Annotated in this window: 16 protein-coding genes; 13 read left to right on the top strand and 3 right to left on the bottom strand. The window is 56.9% G+C overall.

Annotated features, from left to right (window positions below; all coding sequences use genetic code 11):
- Window positions 1-225 precede the first annotated feature (225 nt).
- The 5 genes from VF709_RS09010 to VF709_RS08990 all read left to right on the top strand — a co-directional run bounded on the left by VF709_RS09010 (window position 226) and on the right by VF709_RS08990 (window position 5,580).
- Entirely contained in the window at window positions 226-759 is a 534-nt protein-coding gene (locus VF709_RS09010) for a fimbrial protein (RefSeq protein ID WP_029882477.1), read from the top strand.
- A gap of 61 nt (window positions 760-820) precedes the next feature.
- Complete coding sequence (locus tag VF709_RS09005; RefSeq protein WP_058679309.1) at window positions 821-1,495, top strand: fimbrial biogenesis chaperone; 675 nt, start codon at window positions 821-823, stop codon at window positions 1,493-1,495.
- A gap of 71 nt (window positions 1,496-1,566) precedes the next feature.
- Window positions 1,567-4,062 carry a fimbria/pilus outer membrane usher protein gene (locus VF709_RS09000; RefSeq protein WP_440231306.1) on the top strand — a complete coding sequence of 832 codons (2,496 nt, stop codon included), beginning with the start codon at window positions 1,567-1,569 and terminating at the stop codon, window positions 4,060-4,062.
- Window positions 4,063-4,085: 23 nt separating this feature from the next.
- A complete protein-coding gene (locus tag VF709_RS08995; protein ID WP_072200411.1) occupies window positions 4,086-5,069 on the top strand; it encodes a fimbrial protein in 984 nt (327 codons plus the stop codon).
- 10 nt (window positions 5,070-5,079) lie between these two features.
- A complete protein-coding gene (locus tag VF709_RS08990) occupies window positions 5,080-5,580 on the top strand; it encodes a fimbrial protein (protein ID WP_038984985.1) in 501 nt (166 codons plus the stop codon).
- Here VF709_RS08990 and dinG read toward each other — a convergent pair.
- Both dinG and rhlE read right to left on the bottom strand, forming a co-directional pair.
- A complete protein-coding gene (dinG, locus tag VF709_RS08985; protein ID WP_047352104.1) occupies window positions 5,567-7,744 on the bottom strand; it encodes an ATP-dependent DNA helicase DinG in 2,178 nt (725 codons plus the stop codon). The two genes, VF709_RS08990 and dinG, sit on opposite strands and share 14 nt — an antisense overlap.
- Window positions 7,745-7,841: 97 nt before the next feature.
- On the bottom strand, window positions 7,842-9,194 hold the full coding sequence (gene rhlE, locus VF709_RS08980; protein ID WP_038418948.1) for an ATP-dependent RNA helicase RhlE: 1,353 nt from the start codon (window positions 9,192-9,194) through the stop codon (window positions 7,842-7,844).
- A 207-nt stretch (window positions 9,195-9,401) separates the two neighbouring features.
- Between rhlE and cecR the strand changes: the two genes are divergently transcribed.
- From cecR to VF709_RS08955, 5 genes are read left to right on the top strand one after another with little or no spacing between them, the layout of a single operon-like run.
- Window positions 9,402-10,079, top strand: coding sequence for a transcriptional regulator CecR (cecR, locus tag VF709_RS08975; protein WP_047352103.1), 678 nt, complete (start codon window positions 9,402-9,404; stop codon window positions 10,077-10,079).
- Complete coding sequence (gene hlyD / locus VF709_RS08970) at window positions 10,076-11,071, top strand: secretion protein HlyD (RefSeq protein ID WP_013097481.1); 996 nt, start codon at window positions 10,076-10,078, stop codon at window positions 11,069-11,071. The genes cecR and hlyD overlap by 4 nt, the downstream gene beginning before the upstream one ends.
- Entirely contained in the window at window positions 11,064-12,803 is a 1,740-nt protein-coding gene (locus VF709_RS08965) for an ATP-binding cassette domain-containing protein (protein WP_013097482.1), read from the top strand. Before hlyD ends, VF709_RS08965 begins: the two co-directional genes overlap by 8 nt.
- A complete protein-coding gene (locus VF709_RS08960) occupies window positions 12,793-13,926 on the top strand; it encodes an ABC transporter permease (RefSeq protein WP_130626488.1) in 1,134 nt (377 codons plus the stop codon). The genes VF709_RS08965 and VF709_RS08960 overlap by 11 nt, the downstream gene beginning before the upstream one ends.
- 9 nt (window positions 13,927-13,935) lie before the next feature.
- Window positions 13,936-15,042: an ABC transporter permease gene (locus VF709_RS08955; protein ID WP_038984991.1), complete on the top strand. Its 1,107-nt coding sequence runs from the start codon at window positions 13,936-13,938 to the stop codon at window positions 15,040-15,042.
- Here VF709_RS08955 and VF709_RS08950 read toward each other — a convergent pair.
- Entirely contained in the window at window positions 15,004-15,414 is a 411-nt protein-coding gene (locus VF709_RS08950; RefSeq protein ID WP_014831155.1) for a YbhQ family protein, read from the bottom strand. The genes VF709_RS08955 and VF709_RS08950 overlap by 39 nt on opposite strands.
- Window positions 15,415-15,547: 133 nt before the next feature.
- Between VF709_RS08950 and VF709_RS08945 the strand changes: the two genes are divergently transcribed.
- From VF709_RS08945 to VF709_RS08935, 3 genes are read left to right on the top strand one after another with little or no spacing between them, the layout of a single operon-like run.
- On the top strand, window positions 15,548-16,309 hold the full coding sequence (locus tag VF709_RS08945; protein WP_013097486.1) for an endonuclease/exonuclease/phosphatase family protein: 762 nt from the start codon (window positions 15,548-15,550) through the stop codon (window positions 16,307-16,309).
- A complete protein-coding gene (gene clsB / locus VF709_RS08940; RefSeq protein ID WP_149896565.1) occupies window positions 16,306-17,544 on the top strand; it encodes a cardiolipin synthase ClsB in 1,239 nt (412 codons plus the stop codon). Before VF709_RS08945 ends, clsB begins: the two co-directional genes overlap by 4 nt.
- Window positions 17,544-18,506, top strand: a complete 963-nt coding sequence (locus tag VF709_RS08935) for a lysylphosphatidylglycerol synthase domain-containing protein (RefSeq protein WP_013097488.1) — start codon at window positions 17,544-17,546, stop codon at window positions 18,504-18,506. The genes clsB and VF709_RS08935 overlap by 1 nt, the downstream gene beginning before the upstream one ends.
- Window positions 18,507-18,534 lie beyond the last annotated feature (28 nt).

The following is an 18,534-nucleotide window of genomic DNA, read 5'->3' as shown; positions in this document are numbered from 1 at the left end:
GACATCTCTCCTTGCGGCTCTTTGCAGATACTATAGCCCTGATAAATGCCTGGCGGGTAATCATTTTCCTTTCTCTCCCGCCCCCCTGACAAACGCCCTTCGAGGGTAAAAATGGTCTGAAGATAAATTGAACGAAAAATAGTTCTCAGCGATAGTTCATGCCGAATTAATCAGCCACGTGATGATTAATACCTGAAGTGCCATACTTTCATTCAGAGGATTTAAATGAAAAAAATGATTATTGCGGGGATCGCCGCCGGGATGGCGTGTGCTTCCGTTTCTGTATTTGCGTCCAGTGGTGAAGGTCAAATTAATTTCACAGGTGAGATTATTGATTCTGCATGTACTGTGGTAAACGGTTTAAGCAATCCGCTTAATGTTTCATTAGGTAAGGTTTCTAAATCTGCATTTACCGGAAGTGGTTCGACGACCTCGACAACCCGCTTTAGTATTCAGTTAAAAGATTGTCCTGAAACGGTTACCAGCGCCTCGGTGACATTCGGCGGGACGCCTGACAGTAACAACAAAGATATTCTTGCTGTGACATCAGGAACCGGTTCGGCGTCAGGAGTGGGTGTTCAGTTGCTGGATAAAACGGAAAATCCACTGAGCTTATATACGGCCTCTGCTGCGTATACGCTCACGCCAGGTACCACAACAAACGATCTGCAGTTTGGCGCACGTTATATCCAGACCGGAGGAACGGTGTCTGCCGGACTGGCGAATGCCGCTTCTACCTTCACTATCGTTTACAACTAATAAAACAGATATTAGCTACCCCAGTGGCTAATATCTGTTATTGCTTTATTACGGTGTCACTATGCGAAAATATCTTCTGGCCTCCTCTTTTTTATTGATTGCCTCCGTTGCCCATGCGGGTATTACCATTGGCGGCACGCGCGTGGTCTACCCAGAAAGTAAAAAAGAATCCTCTATTGGGATCACCAACCCGGACAATCTCGATTATCTGGTACAGTCATGGGTCGAAACGGAAGATAACGCACGTGAGAAAGCGCCGTTCCTGATCACGCCGCCGCTGTTTCGCCTTGATGCGAAGCAAGAGAACGTTCTGCGCATCATCAGAACCGGGGGAAACTTACCTGCCGATCGCGAATCGCTGTTCTGGTTGAATATTAAATCCATCCCCTCTTCTGCGCGCAATGAGAGCGTTAATACGCTGCAGATTGCGATTAAAACCCGCATTAAGCTGCTTTATCGCCCGTCAGGTATTACCGGAAAACCGGAAGATGTCGCCACGCAATTATCCTGGCACACCCGGGGAAACCAGCTGATTGTCGAAAACCCCACGCCGTTTTATATGAATTTCCAGGAAATAACGCTCGACGGTAAAAAGGTCGATAAAGCCACCTATGCCGGCCCAAAAAGTGAAACCCATTTCGCGATACCAGGAAATATTACAGCACACACCGTGACCTGGAAAATCATCAATGATTACGGCGGTATTAGCCAGTCCTATAGCGCACAGATTAAATAACGTCTGGAATAGCGAATATTATTATGAGCTGGGACTACTCCACCGAACCACCCAAACAGCACGGACGCTCAATGCTTATTGCATTGGGCTGCACGCTGTTGGGTGTGTGCGTGCAAAAAGTGCTGGCCGATGATTATTTCAACCCGGCGCTACTGGATATTGATAACCCAGGCCAGGGTAAAACCGACCTCAGTATTTATGAGATTGGTCCCGGTCAGGCTCCCGGTAAATATCACGTTGACGTTTATGTCAACAATAATAAAGTGGCAAGCAAAGAGATTGAGTTCACGCTGAAGAAAGACGCCAGCGGTAAATCAACCCTGCAGCCGTGCCTTAGCGCCGCCCAGTTAAAAAGCTTCGGTATTAATACCGAAAAATTCGGGCAGGACGATAAGGCGCAGTGCATTGACCTGAGCGTGATCCCCTCCGCCAGCGCAACGTTTCATGTTAATCCGCAGCAGCTGCTGTTAAGCATTCCCCAGACCGCAATTACTCATGTACCGCGTGATTACGTCGACCCGCAGGAGTATGACGAGGGAATTAACGCCCTGCTGCTCAATTACAGCTTCACCGCCGGGGAAAACCGCGGCAAAGGTGAGAACGGTAGCGATCAGCGCAGCGAGTTTCTTAACCTGCGTCCGGGTCTTAACCTCGGGGCGTGGCGTTTTCGTAACTACTCCACCTGGAGCAAAACCAGCGGTGACGGTGACGCAGAGAGCCAGTTTTCTTCGGTCTATACCTACGCCCAGCGCGATATTATCGCCCTTGGCGGGAACGTCACATTCGGCCAAAGCTCTTCCCCTTCCGACGTGTTTGACAGCATCTCTTACACCGGGGCGCAGATCGCCTCGGATGACGACATGCTCCCGGACAGCATGAAGGGCTTTGCGCCGGTAATACGCGGTACGGCGCACAGTAACGCCCAGGTTATCGTTCGCCAGAATGGTTACGTCATTTACCAGAACTATGTCGCTCCCGGCGCGTTCGAGATTAACGATCTCTACCCCACCGGCGGAAGCGGCGATTTGAACGTCACCGTGAAAGAGACGGACGGCAGCGAACAGCATTTTGTGGTGCCTTATGCGTCGGTGCCGGTGTTGCAGCGTGAAGGCCGCTTTAAATACAGCCTCACCGCGGGGCGCTATCGCAGCTATGACAACGACGTCGAAAAAAACCCGTTTATGCAGGGTACGGCAATCTACGGATTGCCTTACGGCTTTACGGTCTACGGCGGCGTGCAGGCAAGCCAGTATTACGATGCGCTGGCGCTGGGGGTCGGCAAGAATATCGGCGATCTCGGGGCCTTTTCGGTGGATGTCACCGACGCCAAATCAGAGATGCAGGATCAGGACCCCACTCGCGGGCGCTCCTGGCGCATCCGCTACAGCAAAGATTTCGCCACCACCGGTACCCATTTTTCCATTGCTGGCTATCGCTATAACAGCAAGGGGTTCTACACCCTGCAGGACACGCTGGATTCCCATACCCGTAATGACGACTGGGAAACGTCGGACACGCGCCGCAGCCGCGAGGAGGCGACTGTCGACCAGTCCCTGGGCGGGGCGTTTGGTTCCCTGACGTTAAGCCTGGTCAAAGAGAACTACTGGAATTCAAGCCAGGGGATGACCTCACTGAACCTCGGCTACAACAACTCCTGGCACGGCATCAGCTACGGTCTCAGTTACGGACTGGATAAAAACACGCGTGACAGCGGGGATGATAATAATGAGAAAACCAGCGAGCAGACGATCGCGTTTAACGTCTCCGTTCCGCTCGATCGCTGGCTCAGCAACACCTGGGTGAACTACAACCTGAACAGCACGAAGCACGAAACAACCCAAAGCGTGGGTCTGAACGGCACGGCGCTGGCCGGTAATAACCTCAGTTGGGGGGTTCAGCAGGGCCATAGTCAGAGCAGCGGGGACAGCACCAGTCTGAATGCCGATTATAAAGGCACCTACGGCGAAGTGAGTGCCGGGTATTCCCAGGATAACCAGCAACAACAGCTCAATGTCGGTCTTCAGGGCAGCATGATCGCCCATGCGCACGGCATCACCCTTGGTCAGCCGATGGGTGAGACCGCTGCGCTGATCGAAGCGCCGGGCGCAGACGACACCAATGTCACCAATCAGACAGGCATCAACACCGATTATCGCGGCTATGCCATTGTGCCGTACGTTTCGCCATACCGTCACAACACCCTCGCGCTGAACACCGAAACCTTGCCGGAAAATGCCGATATCGACCAGGCCGCCAAAACGGTGACGCCAACGCGCGGCGCCATCGTGCGAGCACATTATGAAACGCACGTAGGCAGTCGGGTGTTGATGACACTAAAACACGCGGATGGTCGCCCGATCCCCTTTGGCGCAACGGCATCTCAGGCCCATCAGTACGGTGAATTTATCGTAGGCGACGGCGGGCAGGTGTACCTCACCGGTATGCACGAGGCAGGTACGGTTAACGTCAGCTGGGGGAAAGCCGCCGACAGCCATTGCAAGGCAACTTATCACCTGCCCACCAAAGCCGACGGCCCTGTTCTTAACGTCACGGCGCAGTGTGTATGACCCTTCCCGAGGAAAAAATGAACATGTGTAGATATGTCTTCGCACTGCTGGTTTTACTCACGAGCGCGTGTCTGGTGCCGCATGCCCAGGCGGCAACCTCCTGTGACAGCGCCGATCTGCCTTATACCCTTGATGCGGGCACGCTTTCTGTACCCACAACACTCGATATTGGCGGCGTCATCCCGGGTTCGGCAAAGACCCATACCGTTAACGGCAGCTGTACCGGCACGATGACGAATCACACCCTAATTTCCTGCTATTACGGAACGGGAACGGAAGTGCCTGGCATGCCGGGCGTGTACACCACCAATGTTGACGGCATCGGCATTGAGCTTCTGAACAGCAGCGGGCAGATCGTTCGCGGCAAAGGGTACTCATGCGATACAACCGCCACGCCCATTGGGACGGTCAGCAGCGACAGCGGACAAACATTTTCTTTCAGCTACACCCAGCGGTTAATCAAAACGGCATCACATATCGGTAGCGGTACCCTTTCGCTCGCGCAGGATCCCTATGGATTCGGGGTTTATAACTCTGTGGGGATTTCTGGTGCACGTAATACCAGCCACTATTCCGCCACGGTCAGCGAAAGAACGGCGACCTGTTCTATTGATCCGCTAAATCTGACGGTGACCCTCGGCAATTTCCCGGTGTCGCAATTTACCCACGTGGGCAGCTATACCGCCTGGAAGTATTTCAACATCACCGCTACCTGTACCGAAGAGGTTAATCTTACGGCCTCGGTAACCAGCGCAAATGGCATCAACAGCCAGTATGCAGATGTCCTGAACCTGACGCCCGGCAGCGACAGCGCCACGGGCGTGGGGGTGAGAATGCTGCTTGACGGTGTCGATCTTAAATACGACTACCCAATCCCGGTGGGTGGAAGAGCCGAGCCAGGCGTTCCGGATGTGATCCCCTTCGCGGTGCAGTATTACCAGACGGATGCCAGCGTCACGGCGGGGAAAGCCAATACGATTGCCACCATCGATCTTGAATACCAGTAACGGAGCGAAGATGAAAACGTTATCCCTTTTGCTCGCTCTGACGAGCCTCTCTGCGGGCGCGACCGACGTCACGCTCAATATCGAAGGGAATATTTACGACACCACCTGCCAGGTAGACAGCGCCAGCCAGAACATGGTGGTGGATCTGGGACAGGCCGTCGCCAGTGATTTTAAGGATATCGGCGACACCGGCCCGTGGAAAAACTTCGATTTAAAGCTCACCAATTGTCCGCCCACCCTGACGGTTGCCACCATCAGCGTTGACGGCCCCCGCGATACGGACCACCCCTTTAAATTCGCCAATAGTGGCACCGCCAAAGGGGTGGCATTAGAGCTGGCCGATCGTCTGGATTACATCGTGCTTGCCCCCGAAGCCCGCTTTAGCGTGGTGATTGACGCCGGTACCCACACCGCCGATTTTCCCATGGCGGCACGCTATTACGCTACCGCCCTGCCTGTGACGGCGGGTACCTTCAACAGCGTTGTTCAGGCCACCTTTACTTACCAGTAGGACCGCGCCCCTTAGCACGGATGCTTTTCCGACGCCCGGCAGTCTGTTTTGCCGGGCGTTTTTTTATTTCAGGCACCTCCGGCTGTTCTATCGGGAACACCGGCAGGGCATTCAGCAGGCGCTGACCATAGTTTTTGGTGAGCAGACGCTTGTCGTAGATCACCACTTCGCCCCAGCAGCCGTGGCTACGAATCAGACGACCCACCTGCTGAATCAGGTTAAACGACGCCGCCGGAAGACTTTGTACCTCAAACGGATAGCGGTTGAGGCTTTTCAGCCATTCTCCTTCGGTGATCACCACCGGGCTGTCGATGGGTGGGAAGGCGATTTTATGAATATGCACCTGGGTCAGATAGTCGCCCTTCAGATCCAGACCTTCCGCAAAAGACTGTAACCCCACCAGCACGCTGCGCTCGCCGTTATCGATGCGCTGGCGGTGGAGCTCTACCAGCCGATAGCGCGGCTGATCGCCCTGCACCAGCAGCAGTAAACGCAGATCGGTAACATGTTCCAGAAAGCGCTGCATGGCGCGTCCGCTGGCAAACAGCACCAGCATGCCGGGGTATTTTTTACTCTCCAGCTGTTCGCGGAAATAGGCGGCCATTTCGGCAATATGCTGCTCTTCGTTATCGATAAGCGGCTCATAGCGCATACGCGGGATCACCAGCTTGCCCTGCTCGCAGTGGTTAAACGGCGAGTCCAGCGCCACGAAACGGTCCCCCGTTTTTTCTTTCAGGCCGCTCATCTCCTGCAGCCGCGAGAAGCTGTTCAGGGAACGCAAGGTCGCTGACGTTACCACCACGTGCGGCACGCTGCGCCAGATCAGCTTTTCCAGCTGATCGGCCACGCGAATGCCCACGCAGTGGAAAAAGAGGTGCACCTGCCCGTCTCTCACTTCGCGGGTGGCCCATTTGGTGACCGGCGCGCCGGACGCCTGCGCCATTGAGGCCAGCCGCCAGAGTTTGCTTTGCGCTTCAAACATGCCCAGCGCACGGTTCATTTGCAGCAGAATACGGTGCAAACGCACCACGTCATGGGTGCCGGTCTTTTCACTGAGATCGTTTAAGAACATCTCGGCCAGGCCGCGCAGCTTTTCCAGATGCTTCGCCAGCTGCTGGCAAATCTCCATCACCTCGTCCGGCAGCTCCCCCATGGCAAAACGGTGCTCTGCCTCCTGAGTCGCCGGGAGATACAGATTCAGAATGTTGTTCAGGGATGCGATAAGGCCGTAGACCTCGTCACAGTGTTCGCTCAGACGCTCGGGCACCGCCAGCGGCGGCGTAGTTTTAGGACGGAACTGCTCCATGCAGGTGGCCACCAGCTTGCAGAACAGATCGAGCTGCAGGCGGAACCACGGGGCCGTGATTTCAGCACTCATCTCCAGCGCATCCCGGGCTACGTCAGGCAAATGGTGGCCTTCATCAAGCACCAGCAGCAGGTTTTTCGGCTCCGGCAGCACCGCCTCGCTCTCCAGCGCCGCCATCACCAGCGCATGATTGGCGACCACCACTTCCGCTTCCTGGATCTCCCGCCGGGCGACAAAAAACGGGCACTCGCGGTAGTAGTGACAGTTACGGTTGAGGCAGCTGGCTTTATCGGTGCTGAGCCTGCGCCATAAATCATCGCCGATGGCCTGGCTGGTGTGATCGCGCAAACCGTCCCACCTGTAGCTGTCGAGATCGGCTTTCAGCTTCGCGCACTGTTCCTGCTCCGCCTTGTTGTTTGGCGTCAGTTCGTCATCAAGAAACGCCAGCAGATCCTGCTGGGTGGGCTCACTGCTGGCGAGCGCCGCCAGGTTACGCGGGCAGACATAACGTCCGCGGCCAAAGGCGGCGGTAAAACGCAGCTCGGGGATAATTTTGCGCAGCAGCGGCAGGTCTTTGCTGAAGATCTGATCCTGTAGCGCCACGTTAGCGGTGCTGACCACCAGCGTCTTTTGTTCTTCCCGCGCAATAGCGATGCCCGGGATTAAATAAGAGAGGGTTTTACCGACCCCGGTTGGTGCTTCAATCGCCAGATGTCGCCCGTCGTCACCGGCGAGCGTTTTTGCCACATCGGCAATCATCTGCCGCTGTGGTGCCCGGGGGATAAAGTCGGGGATCTGCTGCTGGAGTGCCTTATACCAGGCACCAATCTGCGCTTTCAGCGCCGCGGTTAAAGCCATCGGAAAACCTGAAATACTGTATAAACAGCCACTATTGTGGCACTTTATTTTCGTCGCCGCAAAAAGAAAAGCCCGGCTTTACGGCCGGGCTTCCAGATTACTGTGGGTTAGCCGGTTTACGCGGACGGCGACGGCGCTGCCCTTCTCCTGCCGGTTTCCCTTCGCCGTCGCGGCGAGGCGGTTTATTGCCCGACTTAGGCGCACCGCCTTCGGCACGGCGTGGCTGCTGCTGACCACGGCCGCCGCCCTGACCGCGTCCACCGCCGCCACGCTGCTGGCGACCATTCTGAATTGGCTCCGCTTTAATGGACGGATCCACTTCGTACCCCGGCGTTTCAATACGCGGGATCTCTTTCTTCAGCAGACGTTCGATATCGCGCAGCAGTTTGTGTTCATCCACGCAGACCAGCGAGAGCGCTTCGCCAGTGGCCGCCGCACGACCGGTACGGCCGATACGGTGAACATAGTCTTCCGGCACGTTTGGCAGCTCGTAGTTCACCACGTGCGGCAGCTCTTCAATGTCCAGACCACGGGCAGCGATGTCGGTGGCCACCAGCACGCGGATATCACCGGATTTAAAGTCCGCCAGCGCACGGGTACGCGCCCCCTGGCTCTTGTTACCGTGGATAGCCGCACTGCGAATACCGTCTTTGTTCAGCTGTTCCGCCAGGTGGTTTGCACCGTGCTTGGTACGGGTAAAGACCAGCACCTGCTGCCAGTTACCCTGACCAATCATCTGGGAGAGCAGTTCCCGCTTACGCTTTTTATCAACGAAGTGCACGTGCTGGGTCACCTGCTCAGAGGCGGTGTTGCGGCGCGCCACTTCAACTTCCAGCGGGTTATGCAGCAACTTTTCAGCCAGCGCTTTAATCTCGTCGGAGAAGGTCGCGGAGAACAGCAGGTTCTGACGGCGCGGCGGGAGCTTAGCCAGCACGCGGCGAATATCGTGGATAAAGCCCATGTCGAGCATGCGGTCGGCTTCGTCCAGCACCAGAATTTCGACGTTATCTAGCTTCACGGCGTTCTGATGTTCCAGATCCAGCAGACGGCCCGGCGTTGCCACCAGCACGTCCACGCCGCCGCGCAGTTTCATCATCTGTGGGTTAATGCTCACACCGCCGAAAACCACCAGCGAACGAATGTTGAGATAGCGGCTGTAATCACGCACGTTCTCGCCAATCTGCGCCGCCAGCTCGCGGGTTGGGGTGAGGATCAGCGCACGAACCGGGCGACGCCCCTTCGCGTGCGGCTGATTTTTTACCAGCAGCTCTAACAGTGGCAGGGTGAAGCCTGCGGTTTTACCGGTCCCGGTCTGGGCACTGGCCATCAGGTCACGGCCCTGCAGAACGGCAGGGATCGCCTGCTGCTGGATTGGGGTTGGCTCAACGTAGCCCTGCTCTGCGATCGCGCGCAGAATTTCCGGGTTCAGGCCAAGGGAATCAAAAGACATAAAAACTCCGAACCGCCCCGACCATCACAGGTGTAGTTTTCAGGGAGATATAACGAATAGGGGAGGACAAAAACCACAATGTCGCGAAGGGGCGGAGTGTAGCAGCTTTTGTGACGTGGCGCATAAAATATCCCTCCACCTTCCCTCGACGATTTCGCTAATCAGGCATAATCTTAATCAATCGATTGATTAATTTTTAATGCCGCTATGAATACAACCCCGACAACCTCTAAAGGCGAACAGGCCAAAAGCCAGCTTATTGCTGCCGCGCTGGCGCAGTTTGGTGAGTATGGCTTACACGCCACCACCCGGGATATCGCGGCGCAGGCCGGGCAAAACATTGCGGCTATCCCCTACTATTTTGGCTCAAAAGAGGATTTATACCGCGCCTGTGCCCAGTGGATCGCCGATTTTATTGGCACGCAATTTCACCCGCACGTGGAGGAAGCCACCGCGCTGCTCAGCCAGCCGTCGCCCGATCGTGACGCCATCCGCCAGCTGATCCTCAACGCCTGTCACAACATGATCCGCCTGCTGACGCACGACGACACGCTGAACCTGAGTCGATTTATCTCCCGTGAACAGCTCTTCCCCACTGCCGCCTACCAGCTGGTGCATGACCAGGTGATTGCCCCGATGCACACGCACCTGACCCGGCTGATCGCGGCCTATACCGGGCAAAACGCCAACGATACCGCTACGATTTTGCATACCCACGCCCTGCTGGGTGAGATTCTGGCCTTCCGTCTGGGGCGAGAAACGATTCTGTTACGCACCGGCTGGACACAATTTGATGAGGATAAAGCCGCGCAGATTAGCCAGGTTATCACCTGTCATCTGGATCTGATCCTGCAAGGCTTAACGCAAAGGAGCCTGAAGTCATGAAAAAACCTGTCGCCATCATTCTGGTGGTTGTTGTTTTGCTTGCCGCAGGCGTCGGTGGCTGGCTGTGGTATCAAAGCCATCAGGATCGCGGCCTGACGCTGTACGGTAACGTTGATATTCGCACCGTAAACATGAGCTTCCGCGTCGGGGGGCGGCTGGCGTCGCTTAACGTGGATGAGGGCGACACCATCAAAACCGGGCAGACGCTGGGGATGCTTGATAAAGCGCCCTACGAGAACGCGCTGATGCAGGCAAAAGCCGGCGTTTCCGTCGCCCAGGCGCAATATGATCTGATGCTGGCCGGTTATCGTGACGAAGAGATTGCCCAGGCTGCTGCCGCAGTCAAACAGGCGCAGGCGGCCTATGACTATGCGCAGAATTTCTATGCCCGCCAGCAGGGGCTGTGGAAAAGCCGCACTATTTCGGCCAACGATCTGGAAAACGCCCGTTCATCACGCGATCAGGCTCAGGCAACGCTGAAATCCGCACAGGACAAACTGAGTCAGTACCACACCGGTAACCGCCCGCAGGATATCGCCCAGGCCAAAGCCAGCCTTGAACAGGCGCAGGCCCAGCTGGCCCAGGCGGAACTCGATCTGCACGACACCACGCTGGTGGCACCGTCTGATGGCACGCTGATGACCCGCGCCGTGGAGCCCGGCAGCATGCTCAACGCCGGAAGCACCGTTTTAACCCTGTCGCTCACCCGTCCGGTATGGGTGCGCGCCTACATTGATGAACCAAACCTCGGCCAGATGCAGCCGGGTCGCGAACTGTTGCTCTATACCGACGGCCGTCCCGATAAGCCGTATCACGGCAAAGTGGGCTTTGTTTCACCCACCGCTGAGTTCACGCCAAAAACGGTGGAAACGCCGGATCTGCGTACCGACCTGGTGTATCGCCTGCGCATTATCGTCACCGATGCGGACGACGCGCTGCGCCAGGGCATGCCAGTCACCGTAAAAGTGAACAGCGGGGAACGACATGAATGACGCGGTTATCCGGCTCGACAATCTGGTCAAACGCTTCGCGGGCATGGAAAAACCGGCCGTCGCGCCGCTGAACTGTACCATCCAGAAAGGCTATGTGACCGGGCTGGTTGGCCCGGACGGCGCAGGCAAAACCACGTTGATGCGGATGCTGGCAGGCCTGCTTAAGCCCGATGAAGGGGCGGCCAGCGTGCTCGGGCTCGATCCGATTAAAGATGACGGTGCACTCCACGCCATGCTCGGCTATATGCCGCAGAAGTTTGGTCTCTATGAAGACCTGACGGTGATGGAAAACCTTAATCTGTACGCCGATCTGCGTAGCGTGACCGGTGAAACCCGTCAGCAGACTTTCGCCCGTCTGCTGTCCTTCACCTCCCTCGGTCCCTTCACCGATCGTCTGGCGGGCAAGCTCTCCGGCGGGATGAAGCAAAAGCTGGGGCTGGCCTGTACCCTGGTCGGCGAGCCGAAAGTGCTGCTGCTGGATGAGCCCGGCGTGGGCGTGGACCCCATTTCACGCCGCGAGCTGTGGCAGATGGTGCACGAGCTGGCCGGTGACGGAATGCTGATCCTCTGGAGCACCTCCTATCTGGATGAAGCCGAGCAGTGTCGCGATGTGCTGCTGATGAACGAAGGCGAGCTGCTTTATCAGGGAGAACCGACGAAGCTGACCCAAAGCATGGCCGGACGCAGTTTCCTGATGCACAGCCCGCAGGAGTCGAACCGCAAACTGCTGCAACGGGTGCTGAAGCTGCCCCAGGTCAGCGACGGGATGATTCAGGGCCGTTCGGTGCGCGTGATCCTGACCAAAGAGGCGACCGAAGCGGATATTCGTCACGCGCCGGGCATGCCTGACATTGAGATGGAAGAGACGGCTCCCCGCTTTGAAGACGCGTTTATCGATCTGCTGGGCGGTGCGGGTACTTCGGAATCGCCGCTCGGGGCGATCCTGCACACGGTAGAAGGTACGCCGGGTGAGACGGTGATCGAAGCCAAATCCCTGACCAAAAAATTCGGTGATTTCGCCGCCACCGATAACGTCAATTTCGCGGTGAAGCGCGGTGAAATTTTTGGCCTGCTCGGGCCAAACGGCGCGGGGAAATCCACCACCTTTAAGATGATGTGTGGCCTGCTGGTGCCTACGTCCGGCAAAGCGCTGGTACTGGATATGGATTTGAAAGTCAGCTCCGGCAAGGCGCGCCAGCATCTGGGGTATATGGCGCAGAAGTTCTCGCTGTACGGCAACCTGACGGTCGAGCAGAACCTGCGCTTTTTCTCCGGAGTTTACGGCCTGCGAGGGCGAGCCCAGGACGAGAAAATCCACCGCATGAGCGAGGCGTTTGGCCTGACAGCTATCGCTTCCCACGCCACGGATGAGTTGCCCCTGGGCTTCAAACAGCGGCTGGCGCTGGCCTGCTCGCTGATGCACGAGCCCGATATTCTGTTTCTGGATGAACCCACGTCAGGTGTTGATCCCCTCACCCGCCGCGAGTTCTGGCTGCACATCAACAGTATGGTGGAGAAAGGGGTAACGGTGATGGTAACCACCCACTTTATGGACGAGGCGGAGTATTGCGATCGCATCGGGCTGGTCTATCGCGGCAAGCTGATTGCCCACGGCACGCCGGATGACCTGAAAGCCCAGGCCGCAGACGACGAGGTGCCGGACCCGACCATGGAGCAGGCGTTTATCACCCTCATCCACGACTGGGATAAGGAGAATGCCGATGCGCAATAACGCGATTTCCTGGCGCCGGGTGCGCGCGCTGTGCATCAAAGAGACGCGTCAGATCGTGCGTGACCCCAGCAGCTGGCTGATTGCGGTGGTTATCCCGCTTCTGCTGCTGTTTATCTTCGGCTATGGGATCAACCTCGACTCCAGCAAGCTGCGGGTCGGGATATTACTGGAGCAGCAGAGCGAAGAGGCGCTGGATTTCACCCACGCCATGACCGGCTCGCCCTACATTGACGCCACCATCAGCGACAACCGGCAAGCGCTTATTCAGAAGATGCAGGCCGGGAAAATCCGCGGTCTGGTGGTGATCCCGGTCGATTTTGCCACCAACATGGCGCGGGCAGATACCGCTGCACCGATCCAGGTGATCACTGACGGCAGCGAGCCGAATACCGCCAACTTTGTCCAGGGCTACGTGGAGGGGATCTGGCAGCTCTGGCAGATGCAGCGCGCCGAAGACCGGGGCGAAACGTTCGAACCGCTGATCGACATACAGATGCGCTACTGGTTTAACCCTGCCGCCATCAGCCAGCATTTTATTATCCCGGGTGCGGTCACCATCATTATGACGGTGATTGGCGCAATCCTGACCTCGCTGGTGATTGCCCGCGAGTGGGAGCGCGGCACCATGGAGGCGCTGCTTTCAACCGAAGTGACGCGCCTTGAGCTGCTGCTGTGTAAGCTTATCCCCTACTACTTCCTCGGCATGCTGGCGATGCTGCTCTGTATGCTGGTCTCGGTGTTTATCCTCGGGGTGCCGTACCGCGGCTCACTGGTGCTGCTCTTTTTCATTACCAGCCTCTTCCTGCTGAGCACGTTGGGCATGGGGCTGCTCATCTCCACCGTCACCCGCAACCAGTTTAACGCCGCGCAGGTGGCGCTGAACGCCGCCTTTTTACCGTCGATTATGCTGTCCGGGTTTATCTTCCAGATAGACAGCATGCCCGCGGTGATCCGTGCCGTGACCTACATAATTCCGGCGCGCTATTTCGTCAGCACGCTGCAAAGCCTGTTCCTGGCGGGGAATATTCCGGGAGTGCTGATTATCAATACCCTGTTTTTGCTGGCGTCGGCGGCGATGTTTATTGGGCTGACGTGGATGAAAACCAAACGGCGTCTGGATTAAGGAGCGAACATGTTTCACCGTTTATGGACGTTAATACGCAAAGAGCTGCAATCGCTGCTGCGCGAGCCGCAAACCCGCGCCATTCTGGTGTTGCCGGTGCTCATCCAGGTGTTTCTGTTCCCTTTTGCCGCCACGCTTGAGGTGACCAACGCCACCATCGCGATTTACAACGAAGACAACGGTAAACATTCCGTCGAGTTGACCCAGCGCTTTGCCCGGGCGAAGGCTTTTACCCATATCCTGCTGCTGAAAAGCCCACAGGCGATCCAGCCCACCATCGATACCCAGAAAGCGCTGCTGCTGGTGCGTTTTCCGGCTGATTTTTCCCGCAATCTGGACACCTTCCAGCCCGCGCCCATGCAGTTGATCCTCGACGGGCGTAACTCCAACAGCGCGCAGATTGCCGCGAATTATCTGCAACAGGTGGTGAAGGATTATCAGCAGGAGTTGATGGAGGGGAAACCGAAGCCCAACAACAGCGAGCTGGTGGTACGTAACTGGTACAACCCAAACCTGGACTACAAATGGTTTGTGGTGCCGTCGCTGATCGCCATGATCACCACCATTGGGGTGATGATCGTCACCTCCCTGTCCGTCGCCCGCGAACGCGAGCAAGGTACGCTCGATCAGCTGCTGGTCTCCCCGCTGGCGACCTGGCAAATCTTCGTCGGTAAAGCGGTTCCCGCCCTGATTGTTGCCACGTTCCAGGCCACCATCGTGCTGGGCGTGGGGATCTGGGCCTACCAGATCCCGTTCGCCGGGTCGCTGGCGCTGTTCTACTTCACGATGCTGATCTACGGGCTGTCGCTGGTCGGGTTTGGCCTGCTGATTTCCGCGCTCTGCTCCACGCAGCAGCAGGCGTTTATTGGCGTGTTTGTCTTTATGATGCCGGCCATCCTGCTCTCCGGGTATGTTTCGCCGGTTGAGAATATGCCGGTGTGGTTACAGGATCTGACGTGGATAAACCCGATTCGTCACTTTACGGATATCACCAAGCAAATTTATCTGAAGGATGCGAGTCTGGATATTATCTGGGGAAGTTTGTGGCCGCTACTGGTCATAGCGGCCACGACGGGGTCAGTGGCGTACGCGATGTTTAGACGCAACATTGCGTAGCTTTTTCTCTTTGGCCAGCAAAGAGACCACCGCAGGCCCTGCAAGAATGGCCAGACCGGCCAGCGCCAGCAGCAGGTTGTTTTGCAGCACGCGGGACAGCAGCCACAGCACAATCATTGCGGCACCAAAGTACCAGGTGGTGGTGAGCTCTTCGAGCACATCACCCACCTCGCGCCAGCGCGCTTCATGATGGCGCTGCAGGAACAACATCGACAGCACGGTGACGCCATAGAGGACGCATAGTCCTAAGCCAACACGCACCAGCGTGCCGCTCATCCAGCCCATCACCAGTACGGCCACGACCAGTAAATGCAACATTATCTGCCAGCAACTTAGACCCGTTGCGACACGAACACGTTGTTGCCACTTCATGGCTTCTCTCCTGAAGGATTTTTCTCTGCTTAATCAGACTACCGCACTTTACGGAAAATTCCGTAACACCGCATCTTTTTGTGACGACGACTACACTTTATTTTCATTGGGATAGTCACTCAGGAAGGAGCTTATGACCAAAAAAATGCAGCATTTCTCGCTTAAAGTGCTGACGATAAACATTCATAAAGGCTTCACAGCATTTAATCGCCGCTTCATTTTACCGGAGCTGCGCGACGCGGTTCGCACCGTCAGCGCGGACATTGTCTGCCTGCAGGAAGTGATGGGCGCGCACGAGGTCCATCCGATGCACTTCGAAAACTGGCCCGACACGCCCCACTACGAATTTCTGGCCGACACCATGTGGAGTGATTACGCTTACGGCCGCAATGCGGTCTATCCTGAAGGGCATCACGGAAATGCGGTGTTGTCGCGTTATCCCATTGAACATTACGAGAACCGGGACGTCTCCGTCGGCGAAAGCGAAAAGCGTGGGCTGCTGTATTGCCGTATCGCCCCGCCGGATCTCGATTTTCCGGTGCACGTTGGCTGTGTGCATCTCGGTCTGCGGGAAGCGCATCGCCAGGCACAGCTGCAGATGCTGGCCGAGTGGACTAACGCCCTGCCCGAAGGAGAGCCAGTGGTCATTGCCGGGGATTTCAACGACTGGCGGCAGCGGGCTAACCACCCTTTGAAAGTGGAGGCCGGGCTGGAGGAAATTTTCACCCGCGCGCACGGCAGACCTGCGCGCACGTTTCCGGTGCGCTTCCCGTTGCTGAGGCTTGACCGCATTTATGTGAAAAACGCCCATGCCAGCAGCCCGACCGCGCTGGCGTTGCTTAACTGGCGCCACCTTTCCGACCATGCCCCGCTGAGCGCGGAGATCCACTTATGAAATGTACCTGGCAGGAAGGCAACCGGATCACGCTGCTGGTCAACGGGGACGAATATTACCCCGCCGTTTTTGATGCGATAGACCGCGCGCAGCATAAAGTGATCCTCGAGACCTTTATCTGGTTTGAAGATGATGTGGGCAAACAGTTGCACAGCGTGCTGCTGCGCGCCGCCCAGCGCGGCGTCAAAATTGAAGCGCTGCTGGATGGCTATGGCTCGCCCGATCTTAGCGATGCGTTCGTGAATGAACTCACTGCCGCAGGCGTTGTGTTCCGCTACTACGATCCCGGCCCTCGCCTGTTCGGCATGCGTACCAATCTCTTTCGCCGGATGCACCGCAAAATCGTCGTCGTTGATGAGACGGTGGCGTTTGTCGGTGGCATTAACTACTCCGCCGAGCATATGTCTGACTACGGCCCGGAGGCCAAGCAGGATTACGCCATCCGCATCGAAGGGCCTGTGGTTCAGGACATTTTGCTGTTTGAACTGGAAAACTTACCCGGCAAAGAGGCCGCCCGACGCTGGTGGAAGCGCCGCCATCGTCCGGAAGAGAACCGGAAGCCCGGCGAAGCGCAGGCGTTGTTCGTCTGGCGGGATAACGGCGAGCACCGGGACGATATTGAGCGCCACTACCTGAAAATGCTGGCGAATGCCAAACGCGAAGTGATCATCGCCAACGCCTACTTCTTCCCGGGCTACCGGCTGCTGCACGCCATGCGCAGTGCCGCCCGACGCGGCGTCCGCGTGAAGCTGATTGTGCAGGGCGAGCCGGATATGCCCATCGTCAAAGTCGGCGCGCGGCTGCTCTATAACTACCTGCTCAAAGGCGGAGTGCAAATCTACGAATACCGTCGCCGACCGCTGCACGGCAAAGTCGCGCTGATGGACGATCACTGGGCGACCGTCGGCTCCAGTAACCTCGATCCGCTGAGCCTGTCACTCAACCTGGAAGCGAACCTGATCATTCACGATCGTCAGTTTAACCAGACCCTGCGGGATAACCTGCAGGGTCTGATCATCAACGACTGCGTGCGCGTGGACGAGTCCATGGTGCCAAAACGCACCTGGTGGAATCTGGGGATCAGCGTAGTGGTGTTCCACTTCCTGCGCCATTTCCCGGCGATGGTGGGCTGGCTGCCGGCGCATACCCCAAAACTTGCGCTGGTGGATCCGCCTGTTCAACCCGAAATGGAAACCCAGGACCGCATTGAGGCGGAAGATGGAGGGAAAACCTGATGTCTAAATCGCATCCACGCTGGCGAATGGCGAAAAAGATCCTGACCTGGCTGTTTTTTATTGCCGTTGCGGTGCTGCTGGTGGTTTACGCGCAAAAGGTGGACTGGGAAGAGGTGTGGAAAGTCATCCGCAACTACAACCGGATGGTGCTGCTGGGAGCGGTTGGGCTGGTGATTGTCAGCTATCTGATGTACGGCTGCTATGACCTGCTGGGCCGCGCCTACTGCGGCCACAAGCTGGCAAAACGCCAGGTCATGCTGGTGTCGTTTATCTGCTACGCCTTTAACCTGACGCTCAGCACCTGGGTCGGGGGGATTGGCATGCGCTATCGCCTGTACTCGCGCCTGGGACTGCCCGGTGGGACTATCACGCGTATATTTTCGCTGAGCATCACCACCAACTGGCTGGGTTATATTCTGCTGGGTGGGGTGATCTTTACCATCGGCGTGGTGCAGTTGCCCGCACACTGGTATATCGATGAAGCCACGCTGCGGATTTTAGGTTTCGCGCTCCTGCTCATTATCGCCCTGTATCTCTGGGCCTGCGCCTTTGCCAGACGCCGCCATATGACCATCAAAGGGCAAAAGCTGGTTTTACCTTCATGGAAATTTGCCGTGCTGCAGATGGCGGTTTCCAGCGCCAACTGGATGGCGATGGGGGCAATTATCTGGCTGCTCATTGGCGAAGATGTGAACTATTTCTTCGTGCTGGGGGTGCTGCTGGTGAGCAGTATTGCCGGGGTGATCGTACATATTCCGGCCGGGATTGGGGTGCTGGAAGCGGTATTTATCGCCCTGCTTGCCGGAGAACATGTTTCTCATGGGACGATTATCGCCGCCCTGCTCGCCTACCGCATGCTCTATTACTTCCTGCCGCTGGCGCTGGCCACGGTCTGTTATCTGGTGCTTGAGAGCCGGGCGAAGAAGCTGAGAGCGAAGAACGAGAAGGCGATGGCAAAATAGGCGCAGCGGTCTGATGCCCTCACCCCGG

Origin of the sequence: Enterobacter sp. Lyrl_3 (assembly GCF_051948675.1) — a bacterium.
Lineage (GTDB): Bacteria > Pseudomonadota > Gammaproteobacteria > Enterobacterales > Enterobacteriaceae > Enterobacter > Enterobacter cloacae.
The sequence above is the reverse complement of the archived record's forward strand: the minus strand, read 5'-3'. Positions and strand labels throughout refer to the sequence as shown.